The organism is Paenarthrobacter sp. CAP02, from assembly GCF_040137855.1.
GTDB lineage: Bacteria > Actinomycetota > Actinomycetes > Actinomycetales > Micrococcaceae > Arthrobacter.
Genome location: NZ_JBEEII010000004.1, coordinates 68844 through 92158 on the forward strand (window position 1 = coordinate 68844; position 23315 = coordinate 92158).

General features: G+C 63.6%; 22 protein-coding genes. 13 read left to right on the forward strand and 9 right to left on the reverse strand.

The genetic code is table 11. The features are described 5' to 3' along the window. The first annotated feature begins 73 nt into the window (after positions 1-73). The gene (locus tag ABHM97_RS08130) at positions 74-868 is read left to right on the forward strand and encodes a GntR family transcriptional regulator (protein ID WP_349470263.1); all 795 of its coding nucleotides are present in this window, start codon (positions 74-76) and stop codon (positions 866-868) included. A gap of 130 nt (positions 869-998) precedes the next feature. Here ABHM97_RS08130 and ABHM97_RS08135 read toward each other — a convergent pair whose 3' ends face one another. Together ABHM97_RS08135 and ABHM97_RS08140 are read right to left on the reverse strand one after the other, a co-directional pair. Beyond that, complete coding sequence (locus tag ABHM97_RS08135) at positions 999-1787, reverse strand: PspA/IM30 family protein (protein ID WP_235520643.1); 789 nt, start codon at positions 1785-1787, stop codon at positions 999-1001. Positions 1788-1887: 100 nt separating this feature from the next. Further along, the gene (locus ABHM97_RS08140; RefSeq protein WP_349470265.1) at positions 1888-3945 is read right to left on the reverse strand and encodes a TPM domain-containing protein; all 2058 of its coding nucleotides are present in this window, start codon (positions 3943-3945) and stop codon (positions 1888-1890) included. 321 nt (positions 3946-4266) lie between these two features. On the opposite strand from ABHM97_RS08140, the gene ABHM97_RS08145 reads away from it, so the two are divergent. From ABHM97_RS08145 to ABHM97_RS08170, 6 genes are all read left to right on the forward strand, one after another. Next, a complete protein-coding gene (locus ABHM97_RS08145) occupies positions 4267-5928 on the forward strand; it encodes a S1C family serine protease (protein ID WP_349470267.1) in 1662 nt (553 codons plus the stop codon). A 236-nt stretch (positions 5929-6164) separates the two neighbouring features. Further along, positions 6165-6968: an electron transfer flavoprotein subunit beta/FixA family protein gene (locus ABHM97_RS08150; RefSeq protein WP_349470269.1), complete on the forward strand. Its 804-nt coding sequence runs from the start codon at positions 6165-6167 to the stop codon at positions 6966-6968. A gap of 13 nt (positions 6969-6981) precedes the next feature. Next, entirely contained in the window at positions 6982-7935 is a 954-nt protein-coding gene (locus ABHM97_RS08155; protein ID WP_349470271.1) for an electron transfer flavoprotein subunit alpha/FixB family protein, read from the forward strand. Between the two features lie 5 nt (positions 7936-7940). Further along, positions 7941-8720, forward strand: coding sequence for a PIG-L deacetylase family protein (locus tag ABHM97_RS08160; RefSeq protein ID WP_349470273.1), 780 nt, complete (start codon positions 7941-7943; stop codon positions 8718-8720). Positions 8721-8794: 74 nt separating this feature from the next. Further along, complete coding sequence (locus tag ABHM97_RS08165) at positions 8795-9340, forward strand: gluconokinase (RefSeq protein ID WP_257369233.1); 546 nt, start codon at positions 8795-8797, stop codon at positions 9338-9340. Beyond that, positions 9337-10740 (forward strand): GntT/GntP/DsdX family permease, encoded by a 1404-nt coding sequence (locus ABHM97_RS08170; RefSeq protein ID WP_257369232.1) that lies wholly within the window; start codon positions 9337-9339, stop codon positions 10738-10740. The genes ABHM97_RS08165 and ABHM97_RS08170 overlap by 4 nt, the downstream gene beginning before the upstream one ends. Before the next feature lie 86 nt (positions 10741-10826). Here ABHM97_RS08170 and ABHM97_RS08175 read toward each other — a convergent pair whose 3' ends face one another. The 4 genes from ABHM97_RS08175 to ABHM97_RS08190 form a co-directional block, all read right to left on the reverse strand. Next, positions 10827-11657 carry an anti-sigma factor gene (locus tag ABHM97_RS08175; RefSeq protein ID WP_349470275.1) on the reverse strand — a complete coding sequence of 277 codons (831 nt, stop codon included), beginning with the start codon at positions 11655-11657 and terminating at the stop codon, positions 10827-10829. Continuing rightward, entirely contained in the window at positions 11650-12375 is a 726-nt protein-coding gene (gene sigK, locus ABHM97_RS08180; protein ID WP_374111521.1) for an ECF RNA polymerase sigma factor SigK, read from the reverse strand. Before sigK ends, ABHM97_RS08175 begins: the two co-directional genes overlap by 8 nt. A 78-nt stretch (positions 12376-12453) precedes the next feature. Further along, positions 12454-12921, reverse strand: a complete 468-nt coding sequence (locus ABHM97_RS08185) for a tRNA (cytidine(34)-2'-O)-methyltransferase (RefSeq protein ID WP_211714220.1) — start codon at positions 12919-12921, stop codon at positions 12454-12456. Between the two features lie 43 nt (positions 12922-12964). Next, complete coding sequence (locus tag ABHM97_RS08190; protein WP_235520633.1) at positions 12965-13903, reverse strand: J domain-containing protein; 939 nt, start codon at positions 13901-13903, stop codon at positions 12965-12967. A 111-nt stretch (positions 13904-14014) separates the two neighbouring features. On the opposite strand from ABHM97_RS08190, the gene ABHM97_RS08195 reads away from it, so the two are divergent. Together ABHM97_RS08195 and ABHM97_RS08200 are read left to right on the forward strand one after the other, a co-directional pair. After that, positions 14015-14956 carry a diacylglycerol/lipid kinase family protein gene (locus tag ABHM97_RS08195; protein WP_502921268.1) on the forward strand — a complete coding sequence of 314 codons (942 nt, stop codon included), beginning with the start codon at positions 14015-14017 and terminating at the stop codon, positions 14954-14956. 75 nt (positions 14957-15031) lie between these two features. Continuing rightward, positions 15032-15703 (forward strand): hypothetical protein, encoded by a 672-nt coding sequence (locus tag ABHM97_RS08200; RefSeq protein WP_284986907.1) that lies wholly within the window; start codon positions 15032-15034, stop codon positions 15701-15703. A 20-nt stretch (positions 15704-15723) separates the two neighbouring features. Here the strand turns inward: ABHM97_RS08200 and ABHM97_RS08205 are convergent, their stop codons facing one another. Beyond that, complete coding sequence (locus ABHM97_RS08205) at positions 15724-16140, reverse strand: hypothetical protein (protein WP_349470278.1); 417 nt, start codon at positions 16138-16140, stop codon at positions 15724-15726. Positions 16141-16229: 89 nt separating this feature from the next. On the opposite strand from ABHM97_RS08205, the gene ABHM97_RS08210 reads away from it, so the two are divergent. Both ABHM97_RS08210 and ABHM97_RS08215 read left to right on the forward strand, forming a co-directional pair. Further along, the gene (locus ABHM97_RS08210; RefSeq protein ID WP_349470279.1) at positions 16230-16925 is read left to right on the forward strand and encodes a helix-turn-helix transcriptional regulator; all 696 of its coding nucleotides are present in this window, start codon (positions 16230-16232) and stop codon (positions 16923-16925) included. A gap of 9 nt (positions 16926-16934) precedes the next feature. After that, complete coding sequence (locus ABHM97_RS08215; RefSeq protein WP_235520628.1) at positions 16935-18158, forward strand: cysteine desulfurase family protein; 1224 nt, start codon at positions 16935-16937, stop codon at positions 18156-18158. A gap of 39 nt (positions 18159-18197) precedes the next feature. Here ABHM97_RS08215 and ABHM97_RS08220 read toward each other — a convergent pair whose 3' ends face one another. Next, positions 18198-19436: an NAD(P)/FAD-dependent oxidoreductase gene (locus tag ABHM97_RS08220; protein ID WP_349470280.1), complete on the reverse strand. Its 1239-nt coding sequence runs from the start codon at positions 19434-19436 to the stop codon at positions 18198-18200. 176 nt (positions 19437-19612) lie between these two features. On the opposite strand from ABHM97_RS08220, the gene mnmA reads away from it, so the two are divergent. Both mnmA and ABHM97_RS08230 read left to right on the forward strand, forming a co-directional pair. Then, the gene (gene mnmA, locus ABHM97_RS08225) at positions 19613-20734 is read left to right on the forward strand and encodes a tRNA 2-thiouridine(34) synthase MnmA (RefSeq protein ID WP_235520696.1); all 1122 of its coding nucleotides are present in this window, start codon (positions 19613-19615) and stop codon (positions 20732-20734) included. 94 nt (positions 20735-20828) lie between these two features. After that, entirely contained in the window at positions 20829-22454 is a 1626-nt protein-coding gene (locus ABHM97_RS08230; RefSeq protein WP_349470281.1) for a gluzincin family metallopeptidase, read from the forward strand. A 19-nt stretch (positions 22455-22473) separates the two neighbouring features. Here the strand turns inward: ABHM97_RS08230 and ABHM97_RS08235 are convergent, their stop codons facing one another. Beyond that, complete coding sequence (locus ABHM97_RS08235) at positions 22474-23301, reverse strand: caspase family protein (protein ID WP_349470282.1); 828 nt, start codon at positions 23299-23301, stop codon at positions 22474-22476. Between the last annotated feature and the right edge of the window lie 14 nt (positions 23302-23315).

The following is a 23315-nucleotide window of genomic DNA, read 5'->3' on the forward strand; positions in this document are numbered from 1 at the left end:
GGATTGGCTGCGCATGGAATTCCTTGCGTTTGATAGTTGCCATACTTTGCCAGGAACAGAGGAGACGGCCCCATTGGTCAATGAAGACCCCCACCTTGGCCTCGATCGTCGGATCCTTCAACGGGACAGCCCAGTCGCTGTCTACCAGCAAGTGGCCGACGTACTGACAGAACAGATCAGCCGCTTGGAACCGGGCTCCCGCATACCAACGGAAGAGTCCCTCATGGATGAGTACGGGATCAGCCGTACGACTGTTCGTAAAGCCATTGAGAAGCTCGTGGTCAAGGGTCTCCTGATCCGCAGGCAGGGAAAGGGGACGTTCGTGATGGCCCAGCGGCCGGTCAAGATGCTCAACCGCCTGGCGCCGTTCATGGAGACGTTTACTGCGGCGGGGATGAAGACCGTCAAAGGGCTCATCGAATACAAGTGGATGGAAAAGGATCAATCGGTGCCGGCCAAGCTGGTCTCCGAGGACAACCTTGTTCTGGTCATTCGCCGCTCCTATTCAAGCGCGGGCTGGCCTTATGCGATTGCTGAGATATTCATACCGTCGCACATTGGACGCCACATCAGTCTTGCCGACGCGGAGCGGAACTCGATTTACCAGGTCATCCAGGACAGGACCCTCAAGCCCCTGCACCGGGCCGAAATCACGGTAACCATGCATGCTCCCCCGGAGCACCTCGCTGACGCCCTGAACGTGCGCGAATTCCCCATGGTCCCGCGCTTGGAACGGACCACGCTCGGACCCCACGGCGAGGTTTTGGAATGCACAGTGACGTACTTCCATCCGAAAGGTTTTGAGATCCGGGCCGAAGTGGCAACGGATGCCAGCCCGGGCCAGGACCAGCCGCAGCCTGGTGGATAGTTACCGTGCCGGCGTCAAAAGAGGCAACAAAAAGTGGGTGGGACCGTCTCCGGTCCCACCCACTTCAAGGTTTACAACGGTGCCGGTTCAAGGTTTACAACGGTGCCGGCCTGAACGTGCCGGCGACTGTCTAGAGCTTGTCGAAGTCGGCTTCGTCAACGGTCGAGCCGCTCGAGGCCGGGGTGCCGGCGCCGATAGCCGGCTTGGCGCCGCCGGACTTGAGCGCCGCGAGCCGGGCCTCGATTTCGGTCTGTTCCCCCAGATCTTCCAACTGGTTGAACTGGGCATCGAGGCTGGAGCTGGCGAGTTCCTGCTGGCCGAGGACCTTTGCCTCTTCGCGGCGGATCTTTTCTTCGAAGCGGCCTACTTCGCTGGTCGGGTCCATGATGTCGATGCTCTTGAGGGCGTCGTGTACCTGGGACTGCGCAGCGGCGGTCTTCGAGCGTGCCACGAGCTCGTTGCGCTTGGCGGTGAGCTGGTTGAGCTTGTTCTTCATCTGGTCAAGCCCGGTCTTGAGCTTGTCCACAACCTCGGTCTGGGACGCGATGCTGGGCTCAGCGGTCCGTGCCTCGGATTCGGCAGTCATCTGCCGCTGGATGGCCACCTTGGCGAGGTTGTCGAACTTCTGGGCATCCGCAGCGTTACCGGAAGCACGGTATTCGTCGGCCTTGCGGGATGCAGCGAGTGCTTTGTTGCCCCAGTCCTGGGCATTCTTGATGTCCTCGTTGTAGTCGGCCTGCAGCATCCTGAGGTTGCCGATGGTCTGCGCCACAGCTGACTCGGCCTCGGCAATGTTGTTCGTGTAGTCGCGGACCATCTGGTCCAGCATTTTCTGCGGGTCCTCTGCCTGGTCGAGCAAGGCGTTGATGTTGGCCTTAGCCAGCTGGGAGATCCGACCGAAAATGGACTGCTTAACCATGGTGTTGCCTTTCGTCCTGCTCAGTGAATGCCCACTGAAATCAGTGATCAGTTGTTGTACCGCTGCTATTCGGGGCACGGACCCCGCTTAGTTTGTAGGTCTAGAAGCTGCCGGAATCGCCGCCACCGAAGTCGCCGCCACCGCCACCGAAGTCGCCACCGCCCGAGTCGCCGCCGAAGAAGCCTCCGCCGCCCCCGCCGTCGTTGTGGCCACCACCCCAGCCACCCCCGCCGCCGTTGAGGATGGAGTTGATGAGGATTCCGCCGAGGATGGCGCCGCCGAGGCCACCACCGCCGCCTCCGCCGCCGCCGAACATTCCACCACGACCGTAGCCTTGGTCTGCGTAGCCGAACTGGTCAACGTCGGACTGTGCGAGCTGAGCTGCCTGCGCGGCGAGGGAGTGTGCCTGCTGGGCGTAGGTCAGGGCCGTTACGGGATCATTGCGGGAGATGGACAAGGCGTAGTCGAGGTTTCGCTGTGCTTCGGCCAGTCGGGTACGGGCTTCTGTGCCTACGCCGCCGCGTCGAGCGGTGATGTAGTCCGAGGTAGCGCTGATTTGGGCCTGTGCCGCCATGATGGTTTGCTGCAGCGAGGCCTGGGCGCGCCGGGCCTGTTCCTGCTGGTCCCGGATACCCGTCAACGACTGGTCCAGGACCTGATGGGCCGACTCAACGCGGCTGAGCGTGGCGATGGGATCGATCTTGCCGCCCTGAATCTCTGCTTTGACCTGCGCCAAGGCAGATTCCACGCCAGCCACCGGGCCGGCCAGCTCGGGGTGTGCACCGGACTGGATCATCGCACGTGCCTGGGCAAGGTCCTGGCTGGTCTCTGCCACGGCGCCGTCAAGCGACGCGCGGGCTTCATCCAGGCTTCCCGCAGTCTTGGATATTGCTTCGATCAGGATGTTCGTCTGGTGCAGGCTTTCCTCGGCAGCGCGGACGGCCACTGCCGCCATGCTGTTCTCACCTGCAGCCAGTTTCTCCTGTGCGGTGGAGGCGGCGTTCTGTACAAACTCGAGGCGCTCCTTGGCCTGGAGAATGTTGTCCGAAACCTGGGTCAAAGCAGTTTCGGCGTACTTGGCACGAAGTCCTTCAAGGGATTGCTCCGCGCTGGCGATCCTGGCGTCAGCGTCCTTGGCCCCTACCGAGACGGCTGCCAGAGCCTGCGGCGCGGTCTTTTCCAGCTCGCGCAGGGAGTCGAAATCCGCCTTTTGGTCGCGGAGTGATGCCAAGGCGGCCTCGGACCGGCGAATGATCTCTCCAAGCCAGGTCCGCTGCTGCTCTTCGGTGTCCGGGATATGGTCGTCGAGCTGCTGCTGCAGCTTGAACGACTCGGTCATGTGGTTCTTGGCCTCTTCCAGGGCCTTGGTGAAGTTGCCGATTGCGGAATCGCCATACTGTGCCTGCGCGAAGCCGAGTTCCTGCTCGCTCGACTTGATGGCATCATCGGCTTCAATCAACAGCGAACCGCTCTTCTGCCTCAACTCGGGGATGCTCAGGCCAGCCAACGGGTCAAGCTGTTCGCCCTGCGGACCGTAACTTGCACTGACTGCCTTGGTGCCGGCCTTCTTGCGGCGGTTCCGGAGGTAGAGGTAGGTTCCTGCGCCACCAGCAGCAACGGCGCCGACGCCAACCAGGACGCCGACACCTGCGTTGCCGCTGGGCACAGTTCCGCTGCCGCCGCCGGCTGCATCGCCGATAGCGGCTGCAGTATCAATCGCGGCCTGGGCATAGTCCTTCTTGCCACCTGCCAGGTTGGCCGTCACAGCGTTCTGAGTGATGTTGGCCTGCTTGGAGGCGATCGAACTCGCAGAGTTCACCACGAAGTTGTACTGACCTGCTGCAGAGATGGCCAGAACGGCGTCTGCTTTGCCCATTTTCTTGGCCGTCGCTACGGCTTGTGTCCAGGCCTTGGGATCGGAGGGATTCGTGAACGAGTCCACCGTCACCACATACAAGTTGTATTTGTGGTCCTTGAGCGTCTTTTGAATCGCATCCTGGACTTCACCCTTGCGGCTGCCCAGGAGATTCGCATCATCCACGATGTTCTGCCCCGACGGTATCGTCACGGGATCGGCAGCAAAAGCCGCGCCGGCCGGGAAGGCCAACACTCCAGCCACGCCAACGACAGCGAGTACGCGTTTAAATATTGACCGCATGTGCAACCCTTCAGCACGTCTGCGACTGGAACAAGGCGTACCAATCGTCACAGAATGCTCAGCGCCCCCACGCATGGTGTAAAGCCGCAGGTCGCTGTGGCAATTCCTCTTGATTCTATGGTGCACCCCATAGCCCGTCCACAGCGGTGAATATGCCACCAGCGAAATATAGGAGAAAGCGTGGCTGTTGGCACGTTCAGGGCAATCCAAGGAACCCCTGCACCGCTCGCCCTGCCCTTTCAGGAAGCTCCCAGCGAACGTCCGCTTTTGTTCCAGTGAATGGGTACATAGTTGATGAAGACGAGGACGAAAGGAAGACCCATGACGGAGAACCCAGCGCAGGGCACCGCCCCAGAGAACCGTGAGCCGTCAGAGCCACGGGCCACTTCGGGCGAGCACAACGATGCCAACGCTAACCAGCAGCAGCCTGCCTGGACTTCAGGGCAGGGCGGCCCGGCCCAGGGCGGAGCACAACCAACAACTCCCATTCCGGCATATCAGCCGCCAGCCGGACAGCATCAGCCGCCGGCCGGACAGCACCAGCCGACGGCGCCGAACCCCCACTACTACGGCGCCCAACAGGGCCCGGCCCAAGGGGCTCAGCCCGGTGCGCAGCACCAAGCCCCAACGCAGCGTCCTGCGTACCCCTCGCAGCAGCCGTTCTACGGCGGGGGACAGGCCAACAACCCGGGCTCGCATTTCAGCAACGCCCAGGGACCCCATCAGGGACCTGGATCGCAGCACACACCTGGACAGTCGACCGCGGTCACTACCAAACGCAAGCCGGCTTTCGGCGTCGGGACCCTGGTCGCGAGCATGCTCGCCGCTGGCTTGATTGGCGGCGGCGTGGTGGCTGGAAGCAACGCCTTGTGGGACAACAACACCTCACCTGCGGCCTCGACGGGCAGCCAGTCCAGCACGGTCATCGTGAACAACAAGGACGACGTCAACGTCATCACCGCAGCAGCCGCCAAGGCCTCGCCCAGCGTGGTGACCATCAAGGCAACCAGTGGCAACGAAGGCGGTACGGGCTCCGGCATCATCCTCGATGACAAGGGCCACATCCTGACCAACACCCACGTGGTCACCTTGGACGGAGCGACGTCCAACGCGGCGATCGAGGTACGGACCAGCGATGGCAAGGTGCTCAAAGCCACGGTCGTAGGCACAGATCCTCTGTCAGATCTGGCCGTCATCAAGGTGGACGACGCCTCGGGCCTGGTTCCGGCGGCGTTGGGTGACTCTTCCAAGATCAACGTGGGGGACACCGCCGTCGCGATCGGTTCGCCGCTGGGCCTGACCGGGACTGTCACGGACGGCATCGTTTCGACCCTGAACCGCACCATCAGCGTGGCTTCGTCGGCCGCGCCGAAGGAGGGCACGGACAATTCCCAAGGCGGCGGACAGGGCTTCCAATTCGCCCCTCCAGGCGGTGGCCAGAGCCAGTCCACGGCGAATGAGGGATCCATCTCCATCAACGTGATCCAGACTGACGCCGCGATCAACCCGGGTAACTCCGGCGGCGCCCTGGTCAACAGCAAGGGTGAAATCATTGGCGTGAACGTCGCGATCGCTTCCGCCGGCAGCGGCACCTCCAGTTCTTCCAGCGGCAACATCGGCGTGGGCTTCAGCATCCCGATCAACCATGCCAAGCGTGTGGCCCAGGAGATTATCGATACCGGCAAGGCCAGCCACGGCCAGTTCGGCGTCTCGGTGCGGGCCAAGTCATCCACGGGCAGTGACTCGAGCTTCTCGGTGGGCGCCGAGGTTGCTTCGGTGACGTCCGGCTCCGCCGCCGCAAAGGCGGGGCTCAAGGTGGGCGACGTCGTTACCAAGTTCGGGGACTACACGGTCAGCGACCCCAACCAGCTCACGGCAGCGGTCCGGGAGCAGCCGGCGGGCGCCAAGGTGAAGGTGACCATCCTCCGCGGCGGCCAGTCGCAGGAGGTTGAAGTTACCCTCGACGCGGCTGCCCAGCAGTAAGCACGCAGCAACACAGGAAAAGTGAAGTACGACGGCGGGCCGCACCCTTGGGTGTTGCCCGCTTCGTCGTTGCACCCGGCCGTTTGGCCCGAAACAGGGGTTAACGCTGGGAGTGGAATTCCGTGGGCAATATGCTTAGCTAGGACGAGCCCACGCGCTGGGCAATTCACGGCCACGCTTCTGCGTTTGGCCGTCCACAAGCATGGAAGGCTGCTTCGAAGACAGTGGAAGAGACATTGAAGATTGTCGTTCTGGTCAAGCACGTCCCGGACGCGCAGTTCGACCGGCACATCACCGGCCCAGACAACACAACCGACCGTGACGAGAGCATCCTGTCCGAACTGGATGAGTACGCCCTCGAGGCCGCGCTGCAGCTCGCCGAAGAGCGTGGCGGCCCCAAAGCCGGCAACGAGGTCATCGCCTTGAGCATGGGTCCTTCGGGAGCCGTTAATGCCGTCAAGAAATCCCTCCAGATCGGCGCGTATTCGGGCGTCCACCTGAGTGACGACGCGCTGGCCGGCTCGGATGCGGCGGCTACGTCGCTTGCCCTTGCCGCCGCCATTGAGCACCTTTCGGCTGACGGCCGTCCGGTGGACCTTGTCCTGACGGGCATGGCATCGACCGATGGCGAGACCTCGCTTGTTCCGGCGCAGCTGGCCGAGCGGTTGTCGTACCCACAGGTGACCTTCGCGTCGAGCCTGGAGGTTTCGGGCGGTCAGGTCCGCGCACGCCGCGACGCCGGCCACTTTTCGGAGACTGTCGAAGCGGGCCTTCCGGCCGTCGTCTCGGTCACCGACCAGATCAACGAGCCCCGGTACCCCAACTTCAAGGGAATCCTGGCGGCCAAGAAAAAGAAGATCGATTCCCTGACGCTGTCCGATATTGGGCTGGACCCCTCCCAGGTCGGCCGGGCCGGCTCCTGGACAGTGGTGGAATCGGCGGATGCGCGTCCACCCCGGACCGCAGGCACCATCATCACAGACGAAGGCGACGCCGGCATCAAGCTGGTCGACTTCCTGGCCGCACAGAAGCTGCTCTAAGGGGATCCCAACCATGGCAAATGCACTTGTTTTCATTGACAACCCGGGAGCGGCTCTCAAGAAGAGCAGCCTGGAGCTCCTGACCATCGCCCGTTCGCTGGGGGAGACCGCCGTCGCAATTACCGGTGAACTGACCGACGACGTCGCGGCCACCTTGGGTGCCTACGGTGCCTCTGCGGTGTACCAGCCGTCGCTGGCGAACCTTGACGAATACCTTGTTGGGCCGAAGGCCGCTTACCTTGCGGCAGCCGTCGACGCTTCGGGAGCCACCGCAGTGCTTCTCGACAACTCGCCAGAGGGCAAGGAAATTGCGGGCCGGCTCGGCATCAAACTCAGCGCAGGTGTTATCACGGATGTTGTGGGCGTCGAAGCTGACGGCACTGCGCACAAGTCTGTGCTGGCCGGTTCCTACACCACCACTGCCAAGGCCACGACGCCGGTCACGGTGTTGTCGGTGAAGGCCAATAACGTTGAGCCGGCTCCGGTTGGTGCTACCGCTGTCCCGACGACCACCACGGTGGATGTACCGGCCGATGCCGCAGCGAACTCTGCCCGCATCGCGGCCCGCACCGAAGCGCCGGTCAGTGGGCGGCCGGACCTCAGCGAAGCCAGGATCGTTGTTGCCGGCGGACGCGGCGTGGACGGGGACTTCGGTCCACTTGAAGAGCTTGCAGATGCTTTGGGTGCCGCGGTGGGTGCATCCCGTGCCGCCACCGACGCCGGCTGGATCGGTCACGATGCCCAGGTCGGCCAGACCGGTGTCACGGTGTCTCCGCAGCTGTACATCTCCGCCGGCATATCCGGGGCCATCCAGCAGAAGGCCGGAATGCAGACCTCCAAGGTCATCGTTGCCATCAACAAGGATGCCGAGTCTCCGGTGTTCGAGATCGCGGATTATGGCATCATCGGTGACCTTTTCAAGGTCCTTCCGCAGGCAACCGCAGAAATCAAGAAGCGGAAAGGCTGATCGCTTTGCCTACTGACGTCCCGTCAGCAAAGAGCCCGTTCGATGCCTCCACGGAGCGTGTCGAGCGGGTGCTTTGTTTTACCGCCCATCCTGACGACATCGATTTTGGCGCTGCGGGCACCATCGCAGCCTGGACGGCAGCCGGTGTCGAGGTCAGCTACTGCATCATGACCGACGGCGATGCCGGCGGATTCGATCCTGTGGACCGGGAACGCATCATCGAGTTGCGGGCCGAGGAGCAGAAGCGGGCCGCTGCTTTGGTTGGTGTCACTGACATCCATTACCTTCACGAGCGCGACGGCTACCTTGAACCGACTCACGGCGTCATCAGGCAGGTGGTGAAGCTGATCCGTGAGATCCGGCCGGACATCGTCTTGACCATGCATCCGGAGCGGAACTGGGACCGCCTCCAGAAGAGCCACCCCGACCACCTTGCGGCAGGGGAAGCGGTGACCCGGGCCGTGTATCCGGCGGTGGAGAATCCCTTCGCTTATCCGGAACTGGCGGAGGCCGGGCTCGAGGCCTACAAGTTGCCGTGGCTCTGGTTTATCTCGAGCCCGGAGGCCCGGGAGAACCACTTCGTGGATGTCTCGGCCCACGTTTCCGCCAAGCTCGACGCCATACGGGTCCACGCGAGCCAGCACCCGGATGTCGAAGCGATGGAGAGGGTGGTCCGCGGCCTCATGGTCGCTAACGGACAGCGTGCCGGACTGCCGGAGGGGACCAGCGCCGAGGGCTTCCATGTGGTGTCTGTCAATGGATCCAGCACCATAGCAGGCTTCTGATATTGCCGTGATGTAACCCGTGTCATATGCTTGACCTCGGTTAAATCATATTTATTCGAGGAAGGCAGACTTTGATGGCGAAGACTGCGCAACAACCCGTACTGGTGATTATGGGAGTCTCCGGTTCCGGCAAATCGACTGTGGCCGGTGTTCTCGCCGGGAAGCTGGGATGGGATCTCGCTGAGGGCGACGACCTTCACCCCGAAGCCAACGTCGCCAAGATGCAGTCGGGGCTCGCCCTCACTGATGAGGACCGTTGGCCTTGGCTGGACATCATTTCGGACTGGATCCGTCAGCGCACGGACGCCGGAATCCCGGCAATCATTACGTGCTCGGCACTGAAAAAGAAGTACCGCGACGTTCTCCGCGGCGAAGGCGTGGTGTTCGTATTCCTGCAGGGAAGCAAGGACAAGATCTCGGACCGACTGGCCTCCAGGCACGGGCATTTCATGCCGCCGTCGCTTCTGGAATCGCAGTTTGACGCCCTGGAGGAACCCACCGACGACGAGAACTACATCTCGCTGTGCGTTTCCGCCTCGCCGGCCGAGGAAGCTGACGAAGTCATCGAGCGGCTTGGTCTTCGCCCCATGGGTGCCAATACCGGAACGAGTGCCTCGTGAAGGCCTTGGAAGCTGCGACGGAAGTGCAGCAATGGACCGCGCACGACACCCAGCTCCTGGTAGTTGCGGCGCTGGGAATCGCCCTGATCGTGGTGCTGATCGCAAAGCTCAAAATGCACCCGTTCCTTTCACTTGTCCTGGGCTCAGCCTTTGTTGGGCTTGCGTCAGGGGTGGAGCTGGGGAAAGTCATCACCAACTTCGAGGACGGCGTGGGCGGTGTCCTGAAGGAAGTCGGCCTGCTGATTGCCCTTGGCGCCATGCTCGGGAAGTTGCTCGCCGATTCCGGCGGGGCCAACCGGGTTGTTGATACGCTGCTGGCCAAGGCCAGCGGTAACAAGCTGGTCTGGATGATCACCCTGGTCGCGGTCATCATCGGCCTGCCGATGTTCTTCGAGATCGGGCTCGTCCTGCTGCTGCCGGTCATCGTGCTGGTCACCCAGCGATCCAAGATGAAGCTGATGCGCATAGCCATCCCGGCACTGGCTGGCCTGTCGGTGCTTCACGGCCTCGTGCCACCGCACCCGGGACCGCTCATTGCCATCAGTGCAGTGAAAGCGGAGCTCGGCACAACGCTGGGCCTGGGCATTTTGGTGGCGATCCCCACCGTAATCATCTGTGGTCCCCTCTTCTCACGCCTTGCAGCCCGTTGGGTCCCCGTGGATGCTCCGGCCGTTGCAGGTGGCATTGACACCCAGCACACGGCGGACTTGAGCGACGTCAAGCGCCAGCCTTCCTTTGGCGTGACTCTGCTGACCATCATCTTCCCGGTTGTCCTGATGCTCCTGAAGGCCTTGGGTGGCATCATTTGGCCGGACGCCGCAACTGCGCCCGGCATCAGGATCTTCTTCGACTTCGTCGGCCAGCCGCTGGTAGCCATGACCCTTGCTGTGCTCCTGGCAATCGTTACCTTCGGCTACGCCGTGGGATTCACCGGAACCAGGATCACGGCCAAACTGGGGGAGAGCCTTGGCCCCATCGCAGCCATCCTCCTCATTGTGGGTGCAGGCGGCGGTTTCAAGCAGACGCTCATTGGTGCCGGAGTGGGAGACGCCGTCAAGAAGTGGGCAGAAGGGGCCAACATGTCGGTCCTGGTCCTGGGCTTCATTGTCGCAGTGGCCCTCCGCCTGGCCACTGGCTCGGCAACGGTCGCCACGGTCACGGCAGCCGGTATCGTCGCGCCCCTCGCCAGCAGCCTGAGCCCAACCCATGCAGCTCTGCTTGCGTTGGCGATCGGCGCCGGCTCGCTGTTCCTCTCGCATGTCAACGACGCCGGATTCTGGTTGGTCAAGGAACTGTTCGGCCTCACGGTCGGGCAAACGTTCAAGACGTGGTCGGTCATGGAGACCTTGATTTCCGTGGTTGGATTCGGCTTCGTGATGCTGCTGTCGCTGGTGTTATAGGTTCCGGAACGCATTAAGACGCCGACGGCGGCCGTCCCTTGTTGGTGGGGCGGCCGCCGTCGGGCGTTAAATCAGCGCGTCAGCGCTCAAGCAGACAACGCCACTACGAGCACGGGGGCTGTGGTGGGTGCTTTTGACCCGCCTGCCGGTTCCACGGTAATGGCGACCGAGGAAGCCGAGGAGAGGCCCTTTACAACTGCCGGCTTTGAGAGCGTTTGGGCGTCCATGGTGCCTTGGGGTACAGGGGCGGATCCGTCCTTTGGCAGCGTCCACAGCTGGTAGACCTTGCCCTCGGGTGCAGGTGCTACGCCATTCATCAGGACCACAAAGGAGTCCTTGGCCGAGGACGCCGAGATGGTGGCTGTGCCGCCGCCGGGAACCGCTGCAGACTGCTTCTGGACATCCTGTGCCTGGAGGACCTGGTTGACGGGATCATTCTGGGCGGAGACATACGACCCCACACCAATCCCACCCAGGGCAAGCGCCGCGGCGGCTGCCGCTCCTACGATCCATCGGCGCGCGCCACCATTGCGGCGTTCTTCGCGCTTTGCCCTGGCGGCCGCGAGATCGTCGACGGCGGGCCCGGCCACCGCAGGCGCTGCGGGCGCGGAGACGGGCTCCGTGGCAGCGTCCTTGGTGATGCGGTCCATGATGTTCCCGAAAAGTGCGGCAGGCGGCTCTTCCTCGGGCGCAAAGCTGACCGCAAGGGTCTCGCGGGCTTCACGGACCCGCTCCAGGAATTCCGGAGCTTCGGGGGCGTCCTTGACGTACTCATCGATCATGGCCCGTTCATCGTCACTGACGGCGTCCAGGGCATAGATCTCAGCCAATTCGAGGACCCGGCCCTCGGCGAGGTCGGTAGCAATGTCGTTGGCAAACATTCTGCGGATAAAGCCTCCACCAGTGTTCTCACTCAAAGGAACCCACCCCCAGGCAGGTCTTCAGGCGCAGCAGTCCGTCGCGGATGCGGGACTTGATCGTGGGAACGGCGGCGCCAAGGTGCTCGGCCACTTCCCTGTAGGTCAGGCCGCCGTAGTAGGCGAGCCGGACCGACTCGCGCTGGGTGTCAGTCAAGGTGCCAAGGCATCGGCTGACGGCCTCGGCTTCGAGGTTGCTGTCCGCTTCCTCTGCCACCACGTCCCTGTCCGGGTCCAAGCTGGCTGCGCCGTATTTGGCCTCACGGTCCGTTGCGGACTGCACGGAACGCACCCGGTCAATGGCGCGACGATGCGCGATGGTCATGAGCCAGGCCAGCGGAGTTCCTGCGGCACGGTCAAACTTTGCTGCGCCTTCCCATACCTGGATGAAGACTTCCTGGGTGGCGTCTTCGCTGAGGTCCGGGTCAATCAGGACCCGCTTGGCCATGCCGAATACCCTCCGCGAAGTGAGACGGTAGAACTCTGCGAAGGCCTGCTGGTCTCCTGCGGCCACAAGGTTGAGCAGGCCGGTGAGCTGCGAGTTCAGGTCTGTCGCAGTATCGGCCGGCTCGACCACCGGAACGGAGGGTTTGTTGGGGATGTCCATCACCGTCCAGCATATGTTGTCCCGTTTGAATCGCGCAGCATGAGCCGCTGGTGTTGTGGGCGCGGCGGGACGGTGCCTTGCTGCCATCACGCTGGTCTGCTGCACGCTCACGTAGGCTCCCTCAATGAATATCCGGGCCAGGGGTTGTCCCTGCATAAGGTATTCGGTGCTGTGGGGTCCTTGGATGGGCTAGAGTTTGGCGCCCGCGAATCCGTTTTGCCGCCAGGCCTCGAAGACTGCGATCGAGGCCGCGTTGGCCAGGTTCAGTGAGCGGAGGGAAGGCTTCATGGGCAGGCGTACACGTGCGGTGACGTGGGGATCCTGCTTGAGCCATTCCGGCAAGCCCACGGACTCGGGGCCGAACATCAGGACGTCCCCTTCGCGGTAGCTGATGTCCGTGTAGGACGTTTCGCCGTCGGCGGTGTAGGCGAAGACGCGCTCCGGCTGCAGGGCCGACCACGCGGCGTCGATGTCCTTGTGGACAGTCACGACAGCCAGGTCGTGGTAATCGAGGCCGGCGCGACGCAGCTTGGCGTCGGAGAAGTCGAAACCCAAGGGCTCCACCAAATGGAGCTCAGCCCCGGTGATGGCCGCCAGGCGGATAGCGTTGCCCGTATTGCCCGGGATTTCTGGAGTGTGGAAAAGGATGCGGAACACTGTCCCATCTTAGTCAGGGGCCCGGAGGAGCTACTGATTGGGCTTAGTGCATCCCGCGGAGGAGGCGTGCCAACACCGGGACTACAACGGTGTTGGGTGCGGGGCCGGAGCTGAGGAACTGCTTCAAGCCCCGAGCCAGACCGGCGCCATTGACCACTTCCACCGGGTTGTGGGTGGACTGGCCCTTGCCGTACTGGTCGATGACCGGTTCGTGGAGGTTTCCGTCCGGGCTGTGCAGGACCACCCAGCCGGTGACGTTCAGTTCAGGAAAGATCTCCTGCATATGGCGGACGATGTGAGCCAGTTGCGGGGGAGCAACGGAACGTCCGCCATGCCGCAGCGATTGTCCGTCCCACGCATAGGCGCCTTTGGGCAGCAGCATGGAGCCCACCAGGGCAAGCCGGTAGCCCGACAGGACAGCGTGATCGATGTGGTTATTGTCCGACGGCGACCGGAGACCGTTGATCAGGCGGGCGGCGGGGATAGCGGTCAGGACTTGCCGGCTGATGAGTTGGACCGTTCTCATTTCGCGCTGGATGCGCGCTTCGGCGCCAAAGATGCCGCGTTTGCGGGGTATGCCGTGGACTTGCCGGGCCGCCTCTGCCGCGGAGATAAGGGGAACCTCGTTGGGGTCCTCAAAGCCGGGGACGTAGACCGGGGGATCGCCGGCTGTGTTTCGTTGGGCTTGGGGCCGTTTGATGTTGGTGGTCGGACCCGGAGCGGACGCGCCCGTGTAATCGCCTGGCCGCGGCTGGCTGACACCCGACGCTCCGCTGGCATAGCGGCGGTCATATTCTGCCCTGCGCTGTGGATCGATCAATGTCTCGTAGGCCAAGGTCACCCGCCGGAACATTTCCGCTTCTCCGCCGTGATCGGGGTGTGCCTTGCGGGCGGCCTTGCGGTAGGCCACTTTGATCTCCTTGTCCGTCGCGGTGACGGAGACACGGAGAACCTGATAGTGCGAACTGCTGCCCTCGGCCAAGCACGGGCCCTTCTCTTATGACGGTCCGCGCAAGACAGGCGCGGCACTGGCAAGTTTATCCAGCTACGTGGTGAACGAGTGCAGGAGGGTGCGTGGTTCCCGGCTGGCATAATGCAGGCTGTGACGTCACCCGCCCTTCCCGTCCCGTCCTCCGGCGCATCGGGAAATATTGTCCTGGCAATAAATCCTGCTGCTTCCTTCGGCCGTACCCGCCATGCCGGGCACCAGGCCGCAGGGTGTTTCCGCGCCGCAGGCTGGGACGTCGTCGTGCTCGAAGCTGAAGATTATGGCGCCCTGGCTGACATGGTGGACCGCGCGCTGGGCAGGACGGGTGTGGCTGCGTTGGTGGTGGTGGGAGGCGATGGCATGGTCCACCTGGGCATCAATGCCCTTGCTGGCAAGGACATTCCATTGGGTATCGTCCCCAGCGGTACTGGCAATGACGTGGCGCGTTTGCTGAACCTGCCCCTCCATGACACCACCGCTGCGTGTAGGCAGGCGCTGGCCGCGCTGGCGTTCGATGGGCGGAAGATCGACGTCGGACGGGTCACCGTGGAGGGTCGTACCACCTGCTTTGCAGGGGTGCTCTCAGCGGGATTCGATGCAGCAGTCAATGAACGGGCCAATTCCTGGCGTTGGCCGCGGGGAAAGAACCGATACAACCTGGCGATGCTGCGTGAGCTTGTCTCCTTCGGTCCGATCGAATATCGGGTGACTGCGGGCGGCCGGCAGTGGAGGCAGCGGGCGTTGTTGATCTCCGTGGCCAACGGGCAATCGATCGGTGGCGGGATGAGGATCACCCCGCAAGCCGCCCCTGACGATGGATGGTTGGACCTGTTCGTGGTGCGGCCGCTTTCCAGGCTGCGCTTCCTGGCTGTCTTCCCCAAGGTGTTTGCGGGAAACCATACCGACCACCCGGCAGTACAGATCCGCAGGGTGAGGCAGGTGCGGCTGGAGGCCGCTGGTGTCGTTGCCTATGCCGACGGCGAGAGGCTGGGCGAATTGCCTGTCGACGTGGAAGTGGTGCCTGGCGGCTTGCGCGTCCTCGCCTGAGCGGTAGCCGGATAGACTCGATCGCGTCAGGGCCGCGGGCCGGGGCCGGGAAAGCCGGAAGGGGCTTGAGCGACAGTGTCAGGGAATGTTCGACGGCGGTTGGCCGGGTCGGCCGCCATCGCCGCCGTAGGTGTCCTGTTGGCCTCTTGCAGCGTCAACGTCCCGGATCCGGAAGCGCCGAAGCCCTCGCCGTCGGAGTCCACGCTTTCGACCCCCACCATTACGCCCGGGCACGATGCGGAGGCGGTGGCTGCCAAGGACCTTCCCATGACTGCAGGAAGCACCTTGGCGTCGGGGGATCCTGTGACAGTCTCCAGCCGGATGGAGGAGGTGCCTGGGTGGTCACTGGTTCATTCGGGCCTGCAGGGCGAAGTCCGGTACAAAAGGGCCGATGGATGCGCGTTGGCAATCCGGGTCAGCGTCAACCAGGGCCCTCTGGTGGTCTCAGGCGACGACAACGCTTCAACCAGGGCATTGTTCCAATACCTGGATGCAGGGATCGCCGCCGAGACGCTGAAGCCCGCCTCACTTCGATGGGGAGGAGACACTGACAAACCGCAGCACAGTGTGGAGTTCCTCGCCCTGGACTCGTCATCTCCCGGAGGGACCGCGGCGCTGGTGCTGGCAAGGCTATTCAGTGCGCCGGCGTCCTCGGTGTACATCTCCCTCGCTTGCCCGAATCCTGGAGCGCTTGCGAGCGCGCGGGCGGAGATGGTTTCCAAGCTGGCAGTAGTTCCCCCTTCCTGAGCGGCTTGCCCGGCTGGGTCCTAGCCTTGCGGTGCGCGGGCTGTGGCGAGGCGGTTCAGCGCCAATGCTCCTATGAGGAGGCCGAAATCCCTCAGCGCAACATCGAAGAAAGCGCCAAGGACCAAAAGGTTGACGATGATGCCGAGCAGCCAGGCGGCAACCACCAAAGAGCCTACGCGCGGACGCGCAGCGACCAGGATCCCGGCGACTACCTCCACCACGCCCACCCCATACATGAAGACTTGCGCAGGCACCGGTACCACGGCCGTGGCAACTGGAGCGAGGTAGTGGGTCCACTCCGTCAGGAGGTTGGTGAACTTGTCGAGGCCGAAAACCACGGGTGCGACCGTAAAGACGGTCCGTAGCAGGATGAACGCCTGCCGGTCGGGGTTGCGGCGAAATGTGGCCCGCGGCATTGCTGTTGTTGAGGTTTCCATGACTCATCCTTTCTAAAAATAGATACCTTGATTTTAGAACCGCAGGATTCTTAAATCAATGAATCTACTTTTAGAGATAAGCTGTTCCCATGGGCGCAACCGACTTCCCCTGGATCCGAAAAATCGCCGCCGTAGCCTCCTTGGGGGAGGAGAACCGCCGGGCGCTGTACCAGTACGTGCTGGCATCGGGTGAAGCCGTTGGCCGGGACCAGGCTGCCACGGCCCTTGGACTATCGCGAAGCACGGCGTCCTTCCATCTGGACCGGCTGGTGGACGACGGGCTTCTTCGCGCAGAGTTCAAAAGGCCGGGAGGTAAAACCGGTCCCGGGTCCGGGCGGCCCGCCAAGCTCTACAGGCCCACACTCGATGAAGTCGGCGCCTCGGTTCCGCAGCGGAGCTACGACCTTGCCGGCCACCTCATGGCTTCCGCGATTGCCCACTCCGCGGCGGAGGGAGTTCCGGTCTCACATGCCCTTCTCGATGTGGCCGATGCCTCCGGCAGGGAGGCCGGTCGATCGGGTGACTTCATTGGCGCACTCGCCGACTGCGGCTACCAGCCAACGCCCGACGACGCCGGCGGGTACCGGCTGCTCAACTGCCCCTTCCATCGACTCTCCCGGGACCACTCAGAGGTGGTTTGCCCCATGAGCGGGGCCTTCCTGCGGGGTGTGGCGGTGACGTCCGGTGCCGACCCGTCAACGGTGGTGGGAGACACAGGGCCCGGACATTGCTGCGCCAGGATCACCCGCCACATTGACGACTCCGGCCACGACGCGGCCCGGTAGAATTGCAAGGTGCCTGTATACCTCGATCACGCTGCCACCACGCCCCTTTCGGCTGAAGCGCTCGCCGTCATGACGCGTGAGCTGGCGCGAACAGGCAATCCGTCGTCGCTTCACGGCGCGGGCCGTCGTGCACGCCGCGCGGTGGAGGATGCCCGCGAGACGTTGGCTGCCGCAGCCGGCGCCCATCCATCGGAAGTGATCTTCACTTCGGGTGGAACTGAAGCGGACAACCTGGCTGTCAAAGGCCTGTTCTGGGCCCGCCGTGACGAAAATCCGCGCCGGACCCGCATCCTCTGCTCCGCCGTCGAACATCACGCCGTCATGGACACCGTTGAGTGGCTCGAGCGCCACGAGGCGGCCGACGTCGTATGGCTTCCCGTGGACAGTGAAGGCGCCGTCCGGTTGGATGTACTCCAGCGCGAGATCGAACGTGACCCTGATTCGATCGCCTTGATTACCGTGATGTGGGCCAACAATGAGGTCGGGACCATCCAGCCGGTAGCCGAGGTGGTGGGGCTGGCCAAGCCCCACGGAATCCCGGTGCATTCGGACGCCGTCCAGGCATTCGGTTCTGTTCCCGTCGACTTCCGGGGATCGGGCCTGTCTGCAATGTCCGTCTCAGGTCACAAGCTCGGCGGACCAGTGGGCGTGGGCGCGTTGTTCCTGGGCAGGGCCGTGACCTTGACTCCGGTTCAGCATGGTGGCGGCCAGGAGCGGGACGTACGTTCGGGAACCCTGGACACGCCGGCCATCGCTGCGTTCGCTGCGGCCGCCGAAGCAGTCACCGCCCATTTGGCCCAAGAGCAGGAGCGGCTGGCTGGCCTGCGCGACCGCCTGATCGACGGCGTCCTGGCGGCGGTTCCCGATGCCGTACTGCGGGGAGCGCCGGGCGCTGGCCGCCTGCCCGGCAACGCCCACTTCACGTTCCCGGGATGTGAAGGGGATTCGCTGCTCTTCCTCCTTGACCTGGCCGGCGTGGAGTCGTCCACGGGATCGGCATGCACCGCGGGAGTGCCGCGCCCTTCGCATGTCCTCCTTGCCATGGGTTTGGATGAGGACACGGCCCGCGGGGCACAGCGGTTTACCCTGGGCCACAGCTCTACGGATGCCGACGTCGACGCACTCCTCAAGGCCCTGCCGGAGGCCTGTGCACGGGCACGTCAGGCCGGGATGGCCGGTCACGAGTCCAGCATTCAAACGGCGGCGACGGTAGCCAGGCAACACCAGGCCTGAGCTGTTGCGCGCCGCTAGGGCGTAGGCAGTTCCGTCCCGTTACGGGGTGGGCAGAAGTTCCTCGAGGGGGACTGCCGGATCGGCCAGCCGATCCAGGCTGACGCGAACCCTGCCCGTGATGAGGGCCTTGATCGCCTTCTGGACACGGCGTTGGTTGAGGCTCATGCCTGCAACCACGCATCCGTCGTTGACCCAGAAAGCGATGAAGCTGCCGTCAGCCACGGTGCCGCGAATGACGGGAGAAAGGCCGGATGCCAGTGAAGGGAAGCCTGAGTATTCCATGCTCGCCTCGAACTGGTCGGTATAGAAGTAGGGCACAGCATCAAACGTGGCGTCCTGGCCAAGCATCGACCTCGCCGCGGTCTTGCCGCCGTTGAGTGCGTTGGACCAGTGTTCGTTGCGGTGGTGTTCGCCGGTGAACGGATGGAGGGCGTTGGCCACATCTCCTGCGGCGAGGACGTCCGGGGCACTGGTGCGGAGGGCGCTGTCCACCAGGATCCCGTTGCGGACGGCCAGGCCGGCTGTCTCGGCGAGCGCGGTATCCGGGACGACGCCGACGGCAACGATGACGACGTCGGCCGGGAGCCTTTCGCCCGTGTCCGTGACCACTGCTTCCACTGTTCCGGCGCGTCCCTCGATTCCCGCCGCGCTCGCCGGAAGCCTGAAGGCCACACCGTGATCCTGGTGAAGGCGTTGGAAGTAACGTCCCAATTCCGGTCCAATGGCGGCACTCAGCGGAATGTCCTCCAGCCCGATGAGCGTGACGTCGTTGCCGTATGTGCGGGCTGCCGCCGCCAATTCCATGCCGATCCAGCCGGATCCGATCATGACCACTTTCCTGCCGCCGTCTTTGAGGAGGCTTTGCAGCCGCAGGCTGTCCTCGAAGGTCCGGAAGGTCATGACGCCCGCCAGGTCCGAGCCGGGCAGGGGGATGGTCCTGGGGCGTGCGCCGGTGGCGATGAGCAGTTTGGCGTATTCCAGATGGTGGCCACCTTGCAGCACTATCCGATGGTTGGGTGGATCGACCTCGGTTGCGGCTTCACCAAGCAGGAGTTCGACGCCGTTCTCCTGGTACCAGCCGGCAGGAACCACGGGCACGGAATCTTCGCCCGCCTTTCCGAGGAGGAACTCCTTTGAGAGGGGAGGGCGGAGGTAGGGGATACGGTTCTCGGCGCCGAGCAGTGTGATGGGACCATCGAAACCTTCGTCCCGCAGGGTCCTTGCGGCAGTGGCACCGGCCAGGCCCCCGCCGGATATGACCATTCGTCCTGAAGCCATGTCAGCTCGATTCTAAAATCAGTTGTTCTCATTTTAGAATTACGGGTAGGAGTGGTCAAGGCATTTAGCACACTCCGGCCACCGCGAGCTAGAATGGACGGGCACACTGGCCGTTCCGGGCCGGACACAGGGCAGCCCCAAACACACAGAAAGCCAGCATGCGAGTACTTGCAGCAATGAGCGGCGGAGTCGACTCCGCCGTGGCAGCCGCCCGCGCCGTCGAAGCGGGTCACGACGTCGTCGGGGTCCACCTCGCGTTGTCGCGCATGCCGGGGACCCTCCGCACCGGAAGCCGCGGTTGCTGCACCATCGAGGATTCCCGTGACGCTTGGCGTGCTTGCGACGTCCTGGGCATCCCGTACTACGTGTGGGACTTCTCGGAGCGTTTCAAGGAAGATGTGGTCCAGGACTTCATCGATGAGTACGCCGCCGGGCGCACGCCCAATCCGTGCATGCGCTGCAACGAGCGCATCAAGTTCGCCGCATTGCTGGAGAAGGCCATTGCTCTGGGTTTTGATGCTGTGTGCACCGGCCACTATGCCAAGGTCATCGAAGACGCCGACGGTAACCGCGAACTCCATCGTGCCGCTGACTGGGCAAAGGACCAGAGCTACGTTCTGGGTGTCCTGACCCACGAGCAGCTCAAGCACTCCATGTTCCCGCTCGCTGATACGCCGTCCAAGGCGGAGGTCCGCGCCGAAGCTGAACGCCGGGGCCTGTCCGTGGCAAACAAGCCGGACAGCCACGACATCTGCTTCATTTCCGACGGCGACACGCGTGGCTGGTTGGCCGAAAAGATCGAGATGACCACCGGCGATATCGTCGATGAAACCGGCGCCAAAGTCGGGGAGCATCCCGGCGCCAATGCCTTCACGGTGGGCCAGCGTCGTGGCCTGAAGCTCGGGACTCCCGCTGCCGATGGCAAGCCCCGGTTTGTCCTGGAGATCCGTCCCAAGGAAAACAAAGTGGTGGTTGGTCCCGAAGCGCTCCTGGCCATCGATGAGATTCGCGGCATCAAGGTTTCGTGGGCGGGCCTGCCCATTTCCGAGGTTGCTACCGGTGCGGAGTTCGACTGCTACGCCCAGGTCCGCGCCCACGGTGATCCCGTGCCGGCAGTTGCACGCGTGGAAGCAGTGACCGACGACTCCGGCATTGAGCGGGCTGAGCTCGTGGTTACCCTGACGGATCCCTTGCGTGGGGTTGCGCCGGGCCAGACAGTCGTGCTCTACCAGGGGAGCAGGGTACTGGGCCAGGCAACCATCGACGCCGCCCGCTCCCTCCAGCGCGCGGCACTCTAAAGGACCATTGCCACCGGATTGGCCGGCCTCCATACTGGGCTAAGCAGCGTTTCCGCTGCGGTATGTGGGGTCCGCATCCGGGATGGCGATGACTGTGGCATTTCCAAAGAAGGGCCCGGGAGATGTCAAAGCCGGGCAAATGGTCACGGTGACCGTCCTGGCTGAGGGGCCAATCGGAGCGGACGGTACTGCCCCGGAGACGGCGCAGGTACGGATCCCTGTGGAACGGCTGAGGCGCGGACCCACCGGGCATCGCTACGCGATCCACATCCGGAAGTGGCGCGGTACCAACGTATCCCCGGTAACGCTTACCCGGCAGGGAGACCCCTGGCAGTTGGTCGACGAGCCACCTCCGCACGGTCTGCGGGAGCTGCTGGATGACACCCGCTTCCTGGCCCAACATGTGTACGGGGTGGCGATGAGCACCCTGGACATCTTTGAAAGCACCCTGGGACGGCGTATGCCTTGGAACCCGGAGGGGCGCGTGGTCCTCAAAGCCCGCGACCTGGTCACAGCCACGGATACCGGATATCAGCGTGGAAGCAACATCATCCGCTTCGGCTCGGTGGACCGGATGGGATACAAGGTTCCGACGGCCCTCTACAGGGACATCGTGGCCCACGAGGTGACGCACGCGATCCTGGACGGGTTCCGTCCCGCCTGGGCCGATGAGCTGGCCACCATGGAGCAGCTGGCGATGCACGAGGCCCTGGCTGACCTCGTGGCTATCCTTTCGGTCTTTTCTTCGCGGGACGTCGTCTACCGCCAGCTTGAAGCAGCTCGAGCCGGTTTCGGAGCCGGGCAGGTGGTCGACGACGTGGTCATGATGCGATCGCTTTTCGATTTCGCCCGCGACCTGTTCGCCCGGGGGCCGCTGCGTGAGCCGTTCGTGGGCGTCGTCCCCGACCACTGGCAGGAGCTGTGCGAACCTCATGCACGCGGTGCCGTGGTGGTGGGCGCCGTGCTCCGCGCCGTCCAGCGGCTCTGGGTCGAAAGGAATGCCAGACTGGGAGACGGGCAAAGCCTCCGGCAAAAAGCCGAATCCGGCTCCATCGTGGCAACCCGGGTCCTGCGGATGGTTATCCGGGGACTGTCCTACATGCCGCCGGTTGATGTGTCCTGGCGTGATCTCCTGCGGGGCATCATCGCAGCCGACCTGGACATGGTCCCGGAGGACATCCACGGGTACCGCGACGCTCTTCAAGCGGAATTCTCCGCAATCGGCATCCGGAGGGTGTCCAGGGACAACATCAGCGGCGTTGAGAACTACCAGGGGCTCCGCTATCCCATCCGCCTATCGGCCCTGGGCTCGGACCCCCAGGAAGTGCAGCGCTTCGTCTGGGAAAACCCGAGGCTCCTGGACGCGGCACGGCTGGAACGACGGACGCCACTGAGCTCCACGCGCGTCCGGACATCGGAGCGCGTGTCCCCGGACGGGTTCGTCATTTCCGAAATTGGGGCTTCCTTCATCCAGACGGTGCGGATGAGCCGGCGGGAAGCGAACGTCCGCCTCGGGTTGAGGACCACAAGGGACTACGTGGACATTCGGGGTGGAGGACTTTTGCGGTTCGACGCCGGTGGGCGGCTCGTGTATGCCGCGCTGAAGCCCGTGATGGACCGGGACCGCCAAGGCAAGTTGTTCGGTTCCGACCAACAGCACGACGCCGAGCTGGCCGCCTCAGCGGGCGTGCGAAACAGGTTTCACGGCACCGGTGACTAGGCGATTCATGCCCGAACTCTCACTTTCCCCATGCGGCCTTGCGGGCTGCTTTGGGGGCTTCCAGTTGCGCCACTTGGTCAAAGCCTCCGGCCTTCAGGCCTTTGCTGACCAGCTTGAGGATTTCGGCCCGCCCCAACGCCCCGTCGGATCGGAGTGTCTTCAGGAAGTTGTAGGTAAAGGCGCCGTTATAGCGGCCCTCGATCAACGCGTCGGCGGCCGTTTGGTCCGATCGGCAGGCCGCCATCAGCACCGGAGCTGATAGCTTGGCGGTTTTGACCAGGTCGCGCAGGCTTCGGAGCTCCTTGTCTTCGTTCGCTATGGCAGCTTCCGGCGTCGGTGCGGGGAGGAAACGCGGCCGCCTGCCGGGCAGCAAGTCCAGGGACTTGAGCCCCGTGCCGCTGTGGCAGGTGTCCAGGACAACGTCCATGAGGACACCTTCGGGCAGGCGGGCAAAAACGGCTGAGAGTTCATCATCCGAGATCACGGTGTCCGGGTCCCACGCGTCCCCGCTGCTGTTGATGTCATGGCACGCGAAAGCCTCATCCAGGCTGTCGTCCTCGTCCCCGTTGGTATCAGGGATTTGGGTGCCGTGGCTGGAAAAGGTGAAAACGAGGTGTTTGGCTTTGCCGGCGACCGCCGTGTCCACCAGTTTGTTCAGCTCCGCCATGACTGCCTTCTTCGTGGCCTGGGCGTCGCAGAGAACAGTGATGGCCGAAGCCTCGAAGCCGTAGGAGTCTCCCAGGACAGCGGCCAGGTCCTTGGCATCATTCACGCAGCCCTGTAGCCAGCTCGACTGCGGCAGGGAAGCGAACTGATTGATACCTACGCAGAGTGCTGCCTTATCCATGTGCTTGTCCAAGC

Coding starts and splice junctions, on each gene's coding strand:
- ABHM97_RS08135 (WP_235520643.1), bottom strand. CDS start 1,787: ATGGTTAAGCAGTCCATTTTCGGTCGGATCTCCCAGCTGGCTAAGGCC.
- ABHM97_RS08140 (WP_349470265.1), bottom strand. CDS start 3,945: ATGCGGTCAATATTTAAACGCGTACTCGCTGTCGTTGGCGTGGCTGGA.
- ABHM97_RS08145 (WP_349470267.1), top strand. CDS start 4,267: ATGACGGAGAACCCAGCGCAGGGCACCGCCCCAGAGAACCGTGAGCCG.
- ABHM97_RS08155 (WP_349470271.1), top strand. CDS start 6,982: ATGGCAAATGCACTTGTTTTCATTGACAACCCGGGAGCGGCTCTCAAG.
- ABHM97_RS08165 (WP_257369233.1), top strand. CDS start 8,795: ATGGCGAAGACTGCGCAACAACCCGTACTGGTGATTATGGGAGTCTCC.
- ABHM97_RS08195 (WP_502921268.1), top strand. CDS start 14,015: ATGCAGGCTGTGACGTCACCCGCCCTTCCCGTCCCGTCCTCCGGCGCA.
- ABHM97_RS08205 (WP_349470278.1), bottom strand. CDS start 16,140: ATGGAAACCTCAACAACAGCAATGCCGCGGGCCACATTTCGCCGCAAC.
- ABHM97_RS08210 (WP_349470279.1), top strand. CDS start 16,230: ATGGGCGCAACCGACTTCCCCTGGATCCGAAAAATCGCCGCCGTAGCC.
- ABHM97_RS08220 (WP_349470280.1), bottom strand. CDS start 19,436: ATGGCTTCAGGACGAATGGTCATATCCGGCGGGGGCCTGGCCGGTGCC.
- mnmA (WP_235520696.1), top strand. CDS start 19,613: ATGAGCGGCGGAGTCGACTCCGCCGTGGCAGCCGCCCGCGCCGTCGAA.
- ABHM97_RS08235 (WP_349470282.1), bottom strand. CDS start 23,301: ATGGATAAGGCAGCACTCTGCGTAGGTATCAATCAGTTCGCTTCCCTG.